The organism is Amycolatopsis sp. PSD-21 (genome assembly GCF_055561455.1).
Genome location: NZ_CM145712.1, coordinates 5,560,702 through 5,575,463, shown reverse-complemented (window position 1 = coordinate 5,575,463; position 14,762 = coordinate 5,560,702). Strand labels below are relative to the sequence as shown.

Here is a 14,762-nt window from a genome sequence, read left to right as displayed (position 1 = left end):
TGCGCTACCCGCCCGCCGACGTTGCGAAAGCCACTTTCGCAACGTTGAGGGTTGTGAAAGCCACTTTCGCAACCCGCCGCCTTCGCCGCCCAACCCCAAGGTGACCGCACGCCACCCACGAGGGGGCATAGCCCGCTCACAGCTTCCTGCCGTAGGGTCCCCGCCCGTCGGTGGCGGGTGATCTTGGTGGTGGTCGTGTGCGGGAGACGGAGCGGCGGTTCCGCCCGGAAATCCAGGGACTGCGGGCCCTCGCTTGCGTTCTCGTGGTCGTCTACCACGTCTGGCTCGGCCGGATCTCCGGCGGCGTCGACGCGTTCTTCCTGATCTCCGGCTTCCTCGTCACCGGCCAGCTCTACCGCGCGGTGGCGCGCGGGAGGATCGAGTACCGGCCGATGTGGGGCCGGATGATCAAGCGGCTGTTCCCGGCCGCGCTCACCGTGCTGCTGCTCGTCGTCGCGGTGAGCATGGTGCTGTTGCCGCAGAACCGCTGGTTCCAGACGATCAAGGAGGTCGTCGCCTCCGCGCTCTACGTGGAGAACTGGCGGCTGGCGGCGGATTCCGCCGACTACTTCGCGCAGCACGACTCGGCGAGCGTCGTCCAGCACTTCTGGTCGTTGTCGATCCAGGGACAGTTCTACGTGGTCTGGCCGCTACTGGTCGGCCTGGTGCTGCTGGTCGCCACGCGGACACGCCGCAACGTCCGGCCGATGCTCCTCGGTGTACTCGGCACCGTGTTCGCGGCTTCGCTGGCGTATTCGGTGTGGCTGACCGCGGTCGACCAGCCGTTGGCGTATTTCGATTCGCTGACGCGGGTTTGGGAATTCGCGCTCGGGGGTCTGCTCGCGCTGGTGCTCGACCGGGTTCCGCTGCCCCGCCCGGCGCGCGTCGTGTTCGGCTGGGCCGGGGTCGCCGGGCTCGTCTCCTGCGGTCTGGTGCTCCAGGTCGGCACGGTCTTCCCCGGCTACCTCGCGCTCTGGCCGACGCTTTCCGCCGCGCTGGTGATCCTCGCGGGCGACACCGCCTGCAAGGGCGGCGCGGATCGTTTCCTCAGCAGCCGCCCGCTGAAGTATCTGGGCGACCTGAGCTACGCGCTCTACCTCTGGCACTGGCCGGTCCTGGTGTTCTACCTCGTCGCCCGTGACCGCGAGGAAGTGGGCCTGCGTGGCGGCGCGGTGATCATCGCGCTGTCGTTCGTCCTCGCCGTCCTCACCCATCACCTGGTCGAGAAACCGGTCCGCGGTTCCGCGATCGGAACGCGGAACCGTTGGGGCGCTTACCGTTTCGGCGTCGCGACGCTCGCGGCCGTGCTCGCCGCGACGGGCGCCTGGCAGTGGGTGAGTGTGAGCCAGGCGGAGGGTTATGCGATCGCCGTGGACGATCCCGACCACCCCGGCGCGCTCGCGCACACCGAAGGATTCACCTACTGGGGTGCCGCCGACGCCGCGCTCGTCCCGTCGTTCGTCGCGGTGTCCGAAGACTGGGCAGGGATCGACCCCGGGCGCTGTGGTCCCTCCCCGCGCAACGCCGACCTCGAGGTCTGCACGTCGCAGACCTCCGGGCATCCCGCCCGCCGGATCGTGGTCGCCGGTGACTCCCACGCCGGGCAGTTCCTCGGCGCCCTGCTCCCGATCGCAGAGAAGAAGAACTGGGAGGTCACGGCGATCCTCCGCGGCGGCTGCCCGTTCTCCACCGACTCCGACACCGTGCCGGGCGACCAGGCCTGCATCGACTGGAACAGCGCCGTCGTGGACGAGATCGTCACGACGCGGCCCGACGCGGTGATGACGATCGGCACCAGGGATGTGAAGGTCGGCGTCGAGGAACGGGTTCCCGCCGGCTACATCGCCCAGTGGCGCAAGGTCGACGAAGCGGGCATCCCCGTGCTCGCGGTGCGGGACAACCCGCGCTTCGGCCAGTCGCCGTCGGCGTGTGTCGAGAGCCGTGGCGCGGAGGCGCCCGAGTGCGCGACCCCGCGCTACGACCTTTATGCGGCGGAGCCGCCGTACGAGGCATTGCCGGATCTGCCGCCGAACGTGCGCTTCCTCGACTTCAGCGACTACTTCTGCACGGCCGAGGTCTGCCCGCCGGTGATCGGCAACGTGCTCGTCTACCTCGACGACAACCACGTCAGCGGGACCTACATGTCGACGATGTCGGCGATCGCGGAGCAGGCGATCACCGAGGCCCTCGGCTGGGCGGACGATCACGCGGAGGAACCACCGCCGGGAGGGTGATCCAGACAACAGATCGCCGCTGAATTGCGGAATACTGCACTGATTCGATGGTCTGCCAATATCCAACGCAATGATCAGCCCTTATCGGCGCATCGGAACGGCGGATATCGTCGTCACCATGAAGGTCGCCGTCCATCAGGGCTCGTACGCCGAGCTGCCGTCCGCCGTCGCGGCGTCGGGCGCCGATCTCGTGATCGCCGCCGAGATGATCACCACCGGTTACCACATCGGCGCCCGTTCCCACGAGCTCGCCGAACCGGCCGACGGTCCGACAGCGGCGCGGATGTCCGCGCTGGCAAGGGAAACCGGCGTCGCGCTGGCCTATGGGTATCCCGAGTCGGACGACGGCCGCGTGTACAACAGCGTCCAGCTGATCGGCCCCGCCGGGCAGCGGCTGGCGAACTACCGCAAGACGCATCTGTTCGGCGACATCGACCGTGACTGGTTCGAGCCGGGCACCGAGGCGGTCGTGCAGGCCGAGCTCGGCGGTCTCCGCGTCGGGCTGCTGATCTGCTACGACGTCGAGTTCCCCGAGCTGGTGCGCGCGCACGCGCTGGCGGGGACCGAACTGCTCGTGGTCCCGACCGCGCTGATGAGCCCGTACGAACTGGTCGCCGACACGCTGGTGCCCGCCCGCGCCTACGAGAGCCAGCTGTTCGTCGCGTACGCGAACCGGTGCGACACCGAACAGGAGCTGACCTACTGCGGCCGCTCCTGCGTCGTCGCCCCGACCGGCGAAGTGCTCGCCCGCGCGGACGACGGCCCGGAGCTGATCAGCGCCGAAGTCACCCTTGACGCGCTCGTCGCGTCGCGTCTGGAGAACACCCACCTCGCCGACCGACGGCCCGAGCTGTACCGAGGACTTTCCGCATGACCTCCGCCCTCCCGACCGCGATCCACCACGACGAACCGGCGGGCCGCCCGATCACCATGTTCGGCCCCGATTTCCCGTTCGCCTACGACGATTTCCTCGCCCACCCTGCCGGTCTCGGTTCGCTCCCCGCCGAACGCCACGGCACCGAGGTGGCGGTGATCGGCGGTGGCCTCTCCGGCATCGTCACCGCGTACGAGCTGATGAAACTCGGCCTGCACCCGGTCGTGTACGAGATCGCCGAGATCGGCGGCCGCCTGCGCACGGTGAACTTCCCCGGCTGCCCGGACGACGTCGTCGCGGAGATGGGCGCGATGCGCTTCCCGCCTTCGTCGACCGCGCTCTTCCACTACATCGACAAGGTCGGCCTGGAGACCACGCCGTTCCCGAATCCGCTGGCCGAAGGGACGCCGAGCACCGTCGTCGACCTCAAGGGGGAGAGCCACTACGCGCGCACCGCCGACGAACTCCCCTCCGTCTTCGGCAAGGTCGCGGCCGCCTGGGACAGCACGCTGTCCGAGCAGGCCGCGTTCCCCGAGATGCAGAAGGCGATCCGCGACCGCGACGTGAAGACGATCAAGCGGCTGTGGAACGAACTCGTGCCGAAGCTGGACAACCAGACCTTCTACGGTTTCCTCTGCGACTCGCCCGCGTTCGCCTCGTTCCGCGACCGCGAGATCTTCGGGCAGGTCGGCTTCGGCACCGGCGGCTGGGACACCGACTTCCCGAACTCGATCCTGGAGATCCTGCGGGTGGTCTACACCGGCGCCGACGACGAGCACCGCAGCATCGTCGGCGGGAGCAGGCAGCTTCCGTTGCGGCTGTGGGAACACGCCCCCGAGGACATCGCGTTCTGGCCCGCGGGAACGAGTTTGAGCTCGCTCCACGGCGGAAGCCCGAACCCGGGTGTCGCGAGGCTGCACCGCACCGCGCCGAACAACATCACCGTGACCGACACCGAAGGCCGCATCCGCACCTATCCGGCGGCGGTGTTCACCGCGCAGAGCTGGATGCTGCTGTCGAAGATCGCCTGCGACGAGGCGCTGTTCCCGATCGACCACTGGACGGCGATCGAGCGCACGCACTACATGGAGTCCTCGAAGGTCTTCGTCCCGGTCGACCGGCCCTTCTGGCTGGACAAGGACCCGGCGACCGGCCGCGACACGATGAGCATGACGCTCACCGACCGCATGCCGCGCGGCACGTACCTGCTCGGCGACGATCCGGACGCGCCCGCGGTGATCTGCCTGTCCTACACGTGGGCAGACGATTCGCTGAAGTGGCTGCCGCTCTCGGTCTCCGAGCGGGTCGAGGTGATGCTGCAGTCACTGAAGGAGATCTATCCGGGCGTCGACGTCCGGCGGCACATCATCGGCGACCCGGTGACCGTGTCGTGGGAGGCCGAACCGCATTTCATGGGCGCGTTCAAGGCCAACCTGCCCGGCCACTACCGCTACCAGCACCGGCTGTTCACCCACTTCAAACAGGACCGGCTGGAGGAACGCCACCGCGGTCTGTTCCTGGCGGGCGACGACGTCTCGTGGACGGCGGGCTGGGCCGAGGGCGCCGTCCAGACGGCGCTCAACGCGGTGTGGGGCGTCCTGCATCACTTCGGCGGCGAGACGGACCCGGCGAACCCGGGACCGGGTGACGTCTACGACGAGATCGCGCCCGTCGAACTGCCCGACTGAGCGCGGCGGCCCGCCAGCCACGCCATGCCTGTCGCGAGGAGGGCGCCGACGGTGTTCATCAGCCAGTCGCCGGTGTCGCAGGCGCGGCCGATGGCGGGGACGAACGCCTGCAACGCCTCGATCGCGGCGGACAGGGCCGAACCCGCCGCGAGCATCGTCAACGGCCGCCGGGACGCCAGCGCGGCGAAGTACACCGGGGGCAGGAACAGCGCGATGTTGGCCAGGAGTTCGACCGAGCCGAGCGTGGGCAGGAAGAACTGTGCCGTGCAGACGACCTCGTCGATCGTGTGCGCGGTCGGCACCAGGGTCAGCGCGAAGACCGGCACCAGGGACGCGCCGGTGAGGGTCCACAGGATCCGGCGCCTGCCCGCGAACAGATAGCCCAGGGCAGCGCAGACGAGAGCGAGCAGGAGGATCGCCGCCGGCACGAGGGCGGAGTGGTCGAGCAGGAAGTTCGTGATCATGGCGGGCCGATCCTACGAGCCGGTGAACCCGACCTTCGCCGACGGCACCACGCGCACCCGTCCGCCGGGGTGGATCGCCGTGCTCAGGAGCAGGTTGTGCCGGGCGATGACCTGTTCGGCCGTCAGGCCCGTGGTGGGGTCGCCGTCGGCGGACGGCGCGTGGCCGTCGGCGACCAGCACGACGTCCAGCCCGTGGCTCTGCGCGGACCGGGCGGTCGCGTCGACGCAGTAGTCGGTGGCCAGCCCGGTCAGCACGACGGTGTCGACGCCCCGGTCGGCCAGCAGACCGGCCAGGCCGGTGCGGTAGAAGGAGTCCGTCGCCGTTTTGTCGACCACGACGTCGACCGGTTCGAGACCGAGCAGCGCGCTGACCCGGGTGCCCGGCGACGCGGGATCGAAGTCGGTGCCGGGAGCGCCGATCTGCCGCAGCGCGATCACCGGGACGCCGTTCTCACGGGCCCGCCGGGCGAGACCGGCGATCCGGGCCGCCAGCTCCTCACCGCGCCAGACCAGGGGAACGAGCATTTCCTGCATGTCGACGATCAGCAGCGCGGCCCTCATACGCGGCAGCCTAGGGCAGCGCGGCGGGCGACTCCGCCTCCGGGATGAGCAGCCGGGGCGAGCCGGTCCCGTCGGCGGGGACGGCCCAGACATCGGAGTGTCCTTGCGTGCGGGGGAGGGCGTAGGCGACGGTGCGGCCGTCGAGCCAGGCCGGCTGGTCGTCGACGCTCCGGGTCTCGGCCAGCGGGGTCACCGTGCCGCTGGAGAGGTCGAGCACCGAGACCCGCCAGCCCTTCGCGGGGTCGCCGTCGATGGCGGACTTGTAGGCGACGCGGGTCTCGTCGGGGGAGAGGGACGGGCATTCGACGTTGTCCCGCACCGTCCGCACGGTGCGGGCCTTCGAGTCGCCTTCGACGAGATACCGGTGCGAGCCGGTCGACATGGTGGCGTAGAACCGGTTCGGCTGCCGGGTGAAGGTGACGCCCCAGAAGTTGACGTCGGCCGCCTGGTACGGCTTGCCGTCCACGGTCACGGCGAAGTCCTCCAGCGTGCCCTCGACCTCACCGGTGGTGAGGTCGAGGGTGCCGGCGCGGGTGGAGAACCGGCCGCCGTTGTAGGAGTCGCCGGTGACGAACACCGTCCACGCCAGCCGCTGCCCGTCGGCCGAGACCCGCGCCCGGTTGGGCACCCCGACCAGCGGGATCTCCTGGGTCACCGCGAGACGGCGGTCGAGCACGGCCAGCTGGTAGGTGGTCAGCCCGGTTTCCGGCCGCAGGCAGATCGCGGTGCCGCCCGCGGCGTGGACCCGGCTGCAGGTCACGGTCGACACCGCGCGTGGCCCGCCGGGGTCGGTCGCGCTGACACTGGACACGTGCCCGCGGTCGGCGTCGGCGGTGCTGCGGAACAGCAATCGAGGGCCTTCGAGGATGACGGCGTCGCTGGTACCCGCCGAGGCGGCGCCTTGGTTGCGCGCGCCCGCCGCCCCGACGTAGAGCACGGCGGCCGCGGCCAGCGCGAGGGTTCCGGTGACGGCGATCAGGACGCGGGTGCGGGTGTTCACGGTCGTGCCTTCCTGCGGAGGAGCCCGAAGAACTGTTGTGGGGTGAGGCGAGTCCGGGTGCGACGCTGACGAGTTCGTGACGTGCCCCCTGGTCGAGACGTGTCGCGAAAGCCACTTTCGGGACATCAGACGTCCCGAAAGTGGCTTTCGCGACACCGTCGCCGGGACCTCGGGGCGGGGAGCTTTCCGCGCCCGACAAGGCCCCGCGGGCGCGTCCACAGTGGACACGCCCGCGGGGTTCACCCGGTCACCGCCAGACGTTCGTGATCGGCGGCTTGTTCGCCGCGTTGCCGATGCCCGGCAGGCCGAACGCCGCCTCGATCGTGCGGAGGATCGAGTAGTGGTTGATCGATTCGCTGTAGCTGCCCGGTTTCACGTTGGCACCGACGAACGTGGTGAAGATCTGGTTCACCGACGTCCCGCTGTCCTCGTCGAAATTGACGATCAGCAGGCTGTTGTGCGTCTTGGCCCACTGGGCGTAGGCGTCGAGGTTCTTCTTCAGCCATTTGTCACCGGTGTCGACCGGGCAGTCGTGCATGTCGCTGCACAGGTCCGGGGTCACGAAAGCGACGTCCGGCAGCTTGGTGAAGTCGCTCGGGAACGCCGAGAACCGTTTGTTCGCCGACGACGGCACATTGCTGAAGCTGACCCAGCTGTTGTGCTTGCGCGCGTATTTTCCCTTCGTGCAGCCGGTGTAGCCGTCGGATGGCATGCTTTCGGCATAGCCGACGAACTTCTTGCCGATTCCCGCCAGCTGGGAAGCGAGGTTCTCCTTGTTCCCGAGATCCTGGCATTTGTTGCTGTCGACCCCGTGCGTCGAGCCCGCGAACTGGGCGATGTAGTTCGGCTGGCTCGGGTGTGTCGTCCCGTAGGCCTTGGTGAACTTGGCTCCCTGTGCGGCGAGCTGGTTGAAGTAGGGCGCCTTCGAGCTGCCGCTGATCTCCTTGTAGTCCTTGTTTTCGAACATCACGAGGACGATGTGGTCGAACTTGGGCACCGCCGCCGCGGCGGGCTCCACCGCGGCGGCGGGAGTGTCCTGATGGGACACCACCAGCGCCGTGGCCAGCCCGGTCGCGGCAACGGCCGCGACCGCGATCCGTTTCCAGAACATTGAAACCTCCTGAAACAAGTTGAAACTTTGACGACCGGCCGTCGGGTTCAGCGGCGCTCCGCAGGCGTCGACAGAGTCGAGACATCAGATGTCTCAGGTGCATTTAAACGGCAGGGAAGTCGGCGGCCCATCAAGATCGCCTGACTGGAGCAGCCGATGGGCGCGGAATGCCCCAAAACCGGCATTACTTGGCACGAAACCATGTAAACCAGGCGTTCGCCTTGTGCCCGGGCGCGCGAACCGATCAACTTATGGCAACTCGCTGATTCAGCCGGTTGACAGTGGCGGCGCCATTGCCGCGGCTTCATGGTGCACTCATCCGACCATTGTTAAGCTGATCGGCGTGAAGCCCTTTTTGCCGAGACCGGCCGGATACACGATCGAAGAACTCTCCACGATCGTCGGCATGTCGGCGCGCAATATCCGGGCCCATCAGACGAGGGGCCTGCTCGCCCCACCGGTGCGGCACGGCAGGACCGCCTACTACGGGCCGACCCACCTGCGGCGCCTCCGGCGGATCACGATGCTGCAGAAACAGGGCTTCAACCTGGTGTCCATCGCCGCGATGCTCGGAACGACCACAGTGGACCGCGCCGACGGGCTGGACACGGCGATGGCCGACATCGCCCGTGACCAGCCCGCCCTCGTCCGCTGCCTGGAGCGGCACGGCGTGCTCGGGCGGGACGACGCGGGGACGCCGGCCGTCGTGCGCCCGTCGGTCTCGCGCGCGGTGGCGGAGCTCGCCGGAGCCGGGGTCCCGCCCGCCGCGGCCCTGCGGTTCCTCGGACAGTTCATGGACCGGGTCGCGCCGCTGGCGGGCGAGCAGCTGGCCGCGCTCAAAGCCCAGACCGGCGGTGTGTCGGCGGCTTCCGGGGCCTGTTTCGCCGAGCTTCTTGTAAGCGCTTTCAGAGTGATCGTGGAGAACACGGCCGAGGTCACTTTCGCAGACGGGGAGCCAGGTCGGCGGTGACACCGTGCCGCGACTTCGGCATACGGGGCTTGACGCCGGTCTCGCGTGATTGGAGGCGTAACTCGTGAGATACGCCTTCGATCACGCGAGTTACGCCTCTGATCACGCGAGTTACGAGTTTCGGGTCAGACCAGTTCCGAGGAGACGACCGACGACAGCTCCCGCAGCCTCTCCAGCAGCGGCTCGACCTCATCGGCGTCGATCAGGACGGCGCAGGTCATGGTGCTTTCACGGACGCCGTCGCGGACGTCGACGGACAGGTCGTGGACCAGGCAGCCGAGCGCCTCGACCAGGCCGGGGATCTGCTCGACGCCACCGACGAAGTAGGTCGCGATCCGGCGGCGGACCAGCATGGACGAGCGGGGTGCGGGGATCTGGAACGAGACAGCGGACATCGTGGACTCCAAGGGCGGGAAAAGTACAGGCCATGGAGGGCCAGGTCCCGGGAGATGCCCCGTATCGAGGGGTCGCCGGATTGCGCGCCGGCGACCTGGTTCAGCCGGCGCGCTTGACTACGAGTCGGGTGAAGCGGCGCACGGCGACAGGCTAGCACGTCACGAAAGCCGTAGCCGGGAACCCTGCTTGCGGACGTGCGCGGCGGAGCCGCAGTCGAGGTCCAGCTGCCGCTGCCGTTCGGCCACGAACGCCCGGCCGAGGCCCGTTCGGTCCGAAGTGGACAGCGTGCGCCGCAGTTCGTTCAGCAACCCGCGTTCCTCGGCGCGGATATGCGCGTCCACCGAGTTCTCCAGTACCGCCAACGCTTTCTCGGGATCGGTGGCTTCCAGTACGGCCAGCAGCTCGTCCGCGAGCCCGCGGTCGCTCGCATCGGGACGGATGATCCGTTCGGTCGCGGTGGCGTGGGCGACCAGCGCCGCCGAGAGCTCGGCGATCAGTGTCGGGCGATCGGCCTCGTCGTTGCGGAGGTCCCGGAACAGCTGTTCGATCCGGCGGTGGTCGGCCAGGACGACCTCGACCAGGTCGGAGCCCGGGGGAGCGGCGGTCGGGCCCGGGCGCATCCAGCCGAACGTCAGTTCCACGGCCTGGCGCCAGTGCGAATACTCGCTGTCGCGGCGGGCCGGGTCCATCGTCGGCAGCCATTGTCCGGCGCGGTGCCAGTTCCGCCGCAGGCCCTCCAGGTCCGGCCAGTACCCGACCGACAACCCGGCCGCGTACGCCGCGCCCAGCGAGACCGTCTCGGCGACCATCGGGCGCACCACCGGCACGTCGAGGACGTCGGCGACGAACTGCATCAGCAGGTTGTCGGCGGTCATCCCGCCGTCCACCTTGAGCGTCGAGAGCGCGAGCCCCGAATCGGCGTTCATCGCGTCGACGACCTCGCGGGTCTGCCAGCCCGTCGCCTCCAGGACGGCCCTGGCGAGATGCCCCTTGGTGATGTACGACGTCAGCCCGGCGATCACGCCGCGTGCCTCGCTGTGCCAGTGCGGCGCGAACAGGCCGGAGAAGGCGGGCACGATGTAGCAGCCGCCGTTGTCCTCGACCGTCCGCGCCAGTGTCTCGATCTCGGGCGCGCTGCCGATCAGTTCGAGCCCGTCGCGGAACCATTGCACCAGCGACCCGGTGACGGCGATCGACCCTTCGAGGGCGTAGACGGCGGGCTCGTCGCCGATCTTGAACCCGACGGTGGTCAGCATGCCGTGGGTCGAAAGCACAGGCGTCGGGCCGGTGTTGAGCAGCAGGAAGCTGCCGGTTCCGTACGTGCACTTCGCCTCGCCGGGCGCGAAGCAGGTCTGGCCGAACAGCGCCGCCTGCTGATCGCCGAGCGCGGCCGCGATCCGGATCCCCGGCACCACGCGCGAGGTCGTCCCGTACACCTCGGTCGACGGGCGGATCTCCGGCAGCATCGCGCGCGGGACGTCGAAGAACTCCAGCAGCTCGTCGTCCCAGGACAGCGTCCGCAGGTTCATCAGCATGGTGCGCGAGGCGTTGGTGACGTCGGTGACGTGGACGCCGCCGTCGGGCCCGCCGGTCAGGTTCCAGATCAGCCAGCTCTCGACCGTCCCGAACAGCACGTCGCCGCGCTCGGCGCGTTCCCGCAGGCCAGGAGTCCTTTCCAGCATCCAGCGGATCCGGGGAGCGGAGAAGTACGTCGCCAGCGGCAGCCCGCACAGCCGCCGGACGCGGTCGGCGCCCGGCTCCCGGGCGAGCTGTTCGAGTATCGCGTCGGTGCGGGTGTCCTGCCAGACGATCGCGCGCCCGACCGGGTTGCCGGTGTGCCGGTCCCACAGCACCGTCGTCTCGCGCTGGTTCGCGATGCCGAGGCCGACCACCTGCGCCGGTTCGACGCCGGCGTCGGCCAGCGCCTGCGGCACGATCCGGCCGACGTTGCGCCAGATCTCCGTCGCGTCGTGCTCGACCCACCCCGGCCGGGGGAAGTGCTGCTGGTGTTCGCGCTGCGCGACCGACACCAGCCTGCCGCGCGCGTCGAACAGGATGCACCGCGTCGAGGTGGTGCCCTGGTCGATCGACATCACGTAGCGCTGGACCACGCGAGCACCTCCATCACCATCGGGACGCGCCGAGATCGCGGGAGACCGCCCGTGCCGCGTCGCGTACCTGGCCGAGCAGCCGGGGGATCGGGCTGCCGTCGGCTTCACAGATCCGTTCCGTCGCGCCGGACACCCCGATCGCGCCGACCACGATGCCGCCGTGGCCGCGGATCGGCGCCGCTATCCCGGCCTCGCCGGTGATCATCTCGCCGTTCTCGCACGCCCAGCCCGCCTCGCGCACCTTGCCGCAGGCGCGTTTGATGGCGGTCTGGGTGACCAGGGTCCGGCGCGTGTAGGCCTCCGGCTCGCCGGTGCGCAACGATGCCACGAGACCGGTGTCGTAGGCCAGAAGCACTTTCCCGAGCGCGGTCGCGTGCAACGGCAGAAGCGTCCCGACGTCGAGGGTCTGCAGGCTGTCGTCGGGGCGGAAAACGTGGTGCACCACCAGGACCCGGCCTTCCAGTGGCGCGCCGATCCGGACGGCCTCACCGCTGCGCGCGGCCAGCGCGTCGGCCCAGTTGATCGCGCGCGACCGGAGCTCGTTGACGTCGAGATAGCTCGTGCCGAGGTGCAGCAGTGCCGCGCCCAGTTGGTATTTCCCGGTGTCGCGGTCTTGTTCGACAAAGCCGACCCCTTGCAGGGTGCGCAGGATCCCGTGCGCCGTTCCCTTGGCGAGTTCGAGGGAATCGGCGATCTCGCCGACCCCCAGACGCCCCGAACCGCGCGCCAGCAACCGCAGGATCGCGGCGGCGCGCTCGATGGACTGGATCGGACCGGGCACGGCTCAACCGTAGCCCGACCGGCCCTGATTCGACAATGTCGAACATCGTCTTCGGCCGTTCGACAATGCCGACCGGCGTCCGTTGACCCCGTGTTTCCGCGAACTTAACTTCGGCCTCAACAGGGCAACGGTGTCCTTTGTGGAGGAAGCAATGGTGCGAAACCTCAAGGCTCGCGGACTGGCGGGCGAACTGGCGGCGGAGTTCGTCGGGACGATGATCCTCATCCTGTTCGGCTGCGGGGTGGTGGCTCAAGTCGTCGCCGCGGGCATCGGGGACCACGACAGCATCGCGTGGGCCTGGGGCATCGGTGTCACGCTCGGTATCTACGTGGCTTCACGGATCAGCGGCGCCCACCTGAACCCCGCCATCACGGTGGCGCTCGCGGTGTTCAAGGGCTTCTCGTGGCGCAAGGTCGCCCCGTACGCCCTGGCGCAGACCGCCGGCGCGTTCCTGGGCGCGCTGCTGGTGCGCTGGAACTACACCGAGGTGCTCAACGCCGCCGACCCCGGCCTGACGATCAAGACCCAGGGTGTCTTCTCCACCCTTCCGGGTAACGGAACCCTGCCGGTGGGTGACTGGGGCGCGTTCCGCGACCAGATCATCGGGACCGCGATCCTCGCGCTGGTGATCTTCGCCATCACCGACCTCCGCAACACCGCGCCCGCCGCGAACCTCGCCCCGGTCGTCGTCGGCTTCCTGGTGGTCGCGATCGGCATGGCCTGGGGCACCAACGCCGGCTACGCGATCAACCCCGCCCGCGACTTCGGCCCGCGGCTGATGTCCTGGCTCACCGGTTACGACACCGCGTTCACCGACCAATACGGCTATCCGTACTGGTGGATCCCGATCGTGGCGCCGGTCATCGGCGCGGTCATCGGCGGTGCGATCTACAAGTTCTTCATCGAGCGTTACCTGCCCGCCGAACCGGCGCCGGAAGCCTTGCCCGCCAAGGACATCGAGCGCGTTTCCTAAGGAGACTCCGTCCTTCGGGGTGCAACCCCGAACCCGCCCGGAGGGCTCCGCCCCCGGACCCCCGGAAGAGAGGGAAATCATGCCTGACTACATCGGCGCCGTCGACCAGGGCACCACCAGCACGCGCTTCATGATCTTCGACCACGGCGGCAACGAGATCGCCCGCCATCAGCTCGAGCACGAGCAGATCCTCCCCAAGCCGGGCTGGGTCGAGCACGACGCCACCGAGATCTGGGAGCGGACCCGTTCGGTCATCGCCACCGCGCTCAACAAGGCGAAGCTGACCGCCGCCGACCTCGCGTCGCTCGGTATCACCAACCAGCGTGAGACCACCGTCGTGTGGAACCGCCGCACCGGGCGCCCGTACTGCAACGCCATCGTGTGGCAGGACACCCGCACCGACCGGATCGCGTCGGCGCTCGAACGCGAGGGCAAGGGCGACGTCATCCGGCGGAAGGCCGGTCTGCCGCCCGCCACCTACTTCTCCGGCGGCAAGCTCCAGTGGATCCTGGAGAACGTCGAGGGCGTCCGCGAGGACGCCGAAAAGGGTGACGCGCTCTTCGGCACCACCGACACCTGGCTCATCTGGAACCTCACCGGCGGGCCCGACGGCGGCGTTCACGTGACGGACCCGACGAACGCGTCGCGCACCATGCTCATGGATCTGGAAACGCTGGAGTGGGACGACGAACTGCTGTCGTTCTTCGGCGTCCCCAAGCAGATGCTGCCGTCGATCGCGCCGTCTTCGAACAACGGCCGTTTCGGCGTCACCCGCGCGGACGGCCCGCTCGGCGGCGAGGTCGCCATCACCGGCGTGCTCGGCGACCAGCAGGCGGCCACCGTCGGCCAGGTGTGCTTCCGCCCCGGCGAGGCCAAGAACACCTACGGCACCGGCAACTTCCTGCTGCTCAACACCGGGCACGAGGTCGTGCGCTCGAAGCACGGCCTGCTCACGACGCTGGCCTACCAGTTCGGCGACGAGAAGCCGGTGTACGCGCTGGAAGGTTCGATCGCCGTCACGGGCTCCGCCGTCCAGTGGCTGCGCGATCAGCTGGGCATCATCAGCGGCGCGTCCCAGAGCGAGAGCCTCGCGCGCCAGGTCGAGGACAACGGCGGCGTCTACTTCGTCCCCGCGTTCTCCGGGCTTTTCGCGCCGTACTGGCGATCCGACGCGCGCGGGGCGATCGTCGGCCTCACGCGCGCCACCACCAACGCGCATCTGGCGCGGGCGACCCTCGAAGCGATCTGCTACCAGACCCGCGACGTCGTCGAGGCCATGCAGAACGACTCGGGCGTCACGCTCGACGTGTTGCGTGTGGACGGTGGCGTGACGGCGAACGAACTCTGCATGCAGCTCCAGGCGGACATCCTCGGTGTGCCGGTGTCGAAGCCGGTCGTCGCGGAGACCACCGCGCTCGGTGCCGCCTACGCGGCCGGGCTCGCCGTCGGGTTCTGGAAGAACACCGACGAGCTGGAACAGAACTGGAACGAGGACAAGCGCTGGGAGCCGTCGTGGACGGACGAACAGCGCGCCGAGGGCTACGCGGGCTGGCAGAAGGCCGTCGGCCGCACGCTCGACTGGGTCGAGGTCGAGTGAGC

At 69.1% G+C, this 14,762-nt stretch carries 13 protein-coding genes; 6 read left to right on the top strand and 7 right to left on the bottom strand.

Annotated elements, in window-relative coordinates; translation table 11 throughout:
• Positions 1-197 precede the first annotated feature (197 nt).
• The 3 genes from ACZ1DY_RS26065 to ACZ1DY_RS26055 all read left to right on the top strand — a co-directional run bounded on the left by ACZ1DY_RS26065 (position 198) and on the right by ACZ1DY_RS26055 (position 4,796).
• Positions 198-2,234 (top strand): acyltransferase family protein, encoded by a 2,037-nt coding sequence (locus ACZ1DY_RS26065; RefSeq protein WP_465481168.1) that lies wholly within the window; start codon positions 198-200, stop codon positions 2,232-2,234.
• A gap of 118 nt (positions 2,235-2,352) precedes the next feature.
• A complete protein-coding gene (locus tag ACZ1DY_RS26060) occupies positions 2,353-3,108 on the top strand; it encodes a carbon-nitrogen hydrolase family protein (RefSeq protein ID WP_465481167.1) in 756 nt (251 codons plus the stop codon).
• Positions 3,105-4,796, top strand: coding sequence for a flavin monoamine oxidase family protein (locus ACZ1DY_RS26055; protein ID WP_465481166.1), 1,692 nt, complete (start codon positions 3,105-3,107; stop codon positions 4,794-4,796). The genes ACZ1DY_RS26060 and ACZ1DY_RS26055 overlap by 4 nt, the downstream gene beginning before the upstream one ends.
• Here the strand turns inward: ACZ1DY_RS26055 and ACZ1DY_RS26050 are convergent.
• The 4 genes from ACZ1DY_RS26050 to ACZ1DY_RS26035 form a co-directional block, all read right to left on the bottom strand.
• On the bottom strand, positions 4,760-5,260 hold the full coding sequence (locus ACZ1DY_RS26050; RefSeq protein WP_465481165.1) for a VanZ family protein: 501 nt from the start codon (positions 5,258-5,260) through the stop codon (positions 4,760-4,762). The genes ACZ1DY_RS26055 and ACZ1DY_RS26050 overlap by 37 nt on opposite strands.
• A 12-nt stretch (positions 5,261-5,272) precedes the next feature.
• Positions 5,273-5,821 (bottom strand): cysteine hydrolase family protein, encoded by a 549-nt coding sequence (locus ACZ1DY_RS26045; RefSeq protein ID WP_257486014.1) that lies wholly within the window; start codon positions 5,819-5,821, stop codon positions 5,273-5,275.
• 10 nt (positions 5,822-5,831) lie between these two features.
• The gene (locus ACZ1DY_RS26040; RefSeq protein ID WP_465481164.1) at positions 5,832-6,821 is read right to left on the bottom strand and encodes a TolB family protein; all 990 of its coding nucleotides are present in this window, start codon (positions 6,819-6,821) and stop codon (positions 5,832-5,834) included.
• A 247-nt stretch (positions 6,822-7,068) separates the two neighbouring features.
• A complete protein-coding gene (locus ACZ1DY_RS26035; RefSeq protein WP_126734340.1) occupies positions 7,069-7,932 on the bottom strand; it encodes an alkaline phosphatase family protein in 864 nt (287 codons plus the stop codon).
• Positions 7,933-8,275: 343 nt separating this feature from the next.
• Between ACZ1DY_RS26035 and ACZ1DY_RS26030 the strand changes: the two genes are divergently transcribed.
• The gene (locus ACZ1DY_RS26030) at positions 8,276-8,902 is read left to right on the top strand and encodes a helix-turn-helix domain-containing protein (protein WP_465481163.1); all 627 of its coding nucleotides are present in this window, start codon (positions 8,276-8,278) and stop codon (positions 8,900-8,902) included.
• A gap of 125 nt (positions 8,903-9,027) precedes the next feature.
• Here the strand turns inward: ACZ1DY_RS26030 and ACZ1DY_RS26025 are convergent, their stop codons facing one another.
• The 3 genes from ACZ1DY_RS26025 to ACZ1DY_RS26015 form a co-directional block, all read right to left on the bottom strand.
• Positions 9,028-9,297 (bottom strand): hypothetical protein, encoded by a 270-nt coding sequence (locus ACZ1DY_RS26025; protein WP_257486017.1) that lies wholly within the window; start codon positions 9,295-9,297, stop codon positions 9,028-9,030.
• Between the two features lie 159 nt (positions 9,298-9,456).
• On the bottom strand, positions 9,457-11,409 hold the full coding sequence (gene glpK / locus ACZ1DY_RS26020; RefSeq protein WP_465481162.1) for a glycerol kinase GlpK: 1,953 nt from the start codon (positions 11,407-11,409) through the stop codon (positions 9,457-9,459).
• A 13-nt stretch (positions 11,410-11,422) separates the two neighbouring features.
• Positions 11,423-12,190 carry an IclR family transcriptional regulator gene (locus tag ACZ1DY_RS26015; protein ID WP_465481161.1) on the bottom strand — a complete coding sequence of 256 codons (768 nt, stop codon included), beginning with the start codon at positions 12,188-12,190 and terminating at the stop codon, positions 11,423-11,425.
• Positions 12,191-12,341: 151 nt separating this feature from the next.
• Here ACZ1DY_RS26015 and ACZ1DY_RS26010 point away from each other — a divergent pair, with 151 nt between their 5' ends.
• Together ACZ1DY_RS26010 and glpK (ACZ1DY_RS26005) are read left to right on the top strand one after the other, a co-directional pair.
• The gene (locus tag ACZ1DY_RS26010) at positions 12,342-13,163 is read left to right on the top strand and encodes an MIP/aquaporin family protein (protein ID WP_016335196.1); all 822 of its coding nucleotides are present in this window, start codon (positions 12,342-12,344) and stop codon (positions 13,161-13,163) included.
• A gap of 79 nt (positions 13,164-13,242) precedes the next feature.
• Positions 13,243-14,760, top strand: coding sequence for a glycerol kinase GlpK (gene glpK / locus ACZ1DY_RS26005; protein WP_126734335.1), 1,518 nt, complete (start codon positions 13,243-13,245; stop codon positions 14,758-14,760).
• Positions 14,761-14,762: the final 2 nt, after the last annotated feature.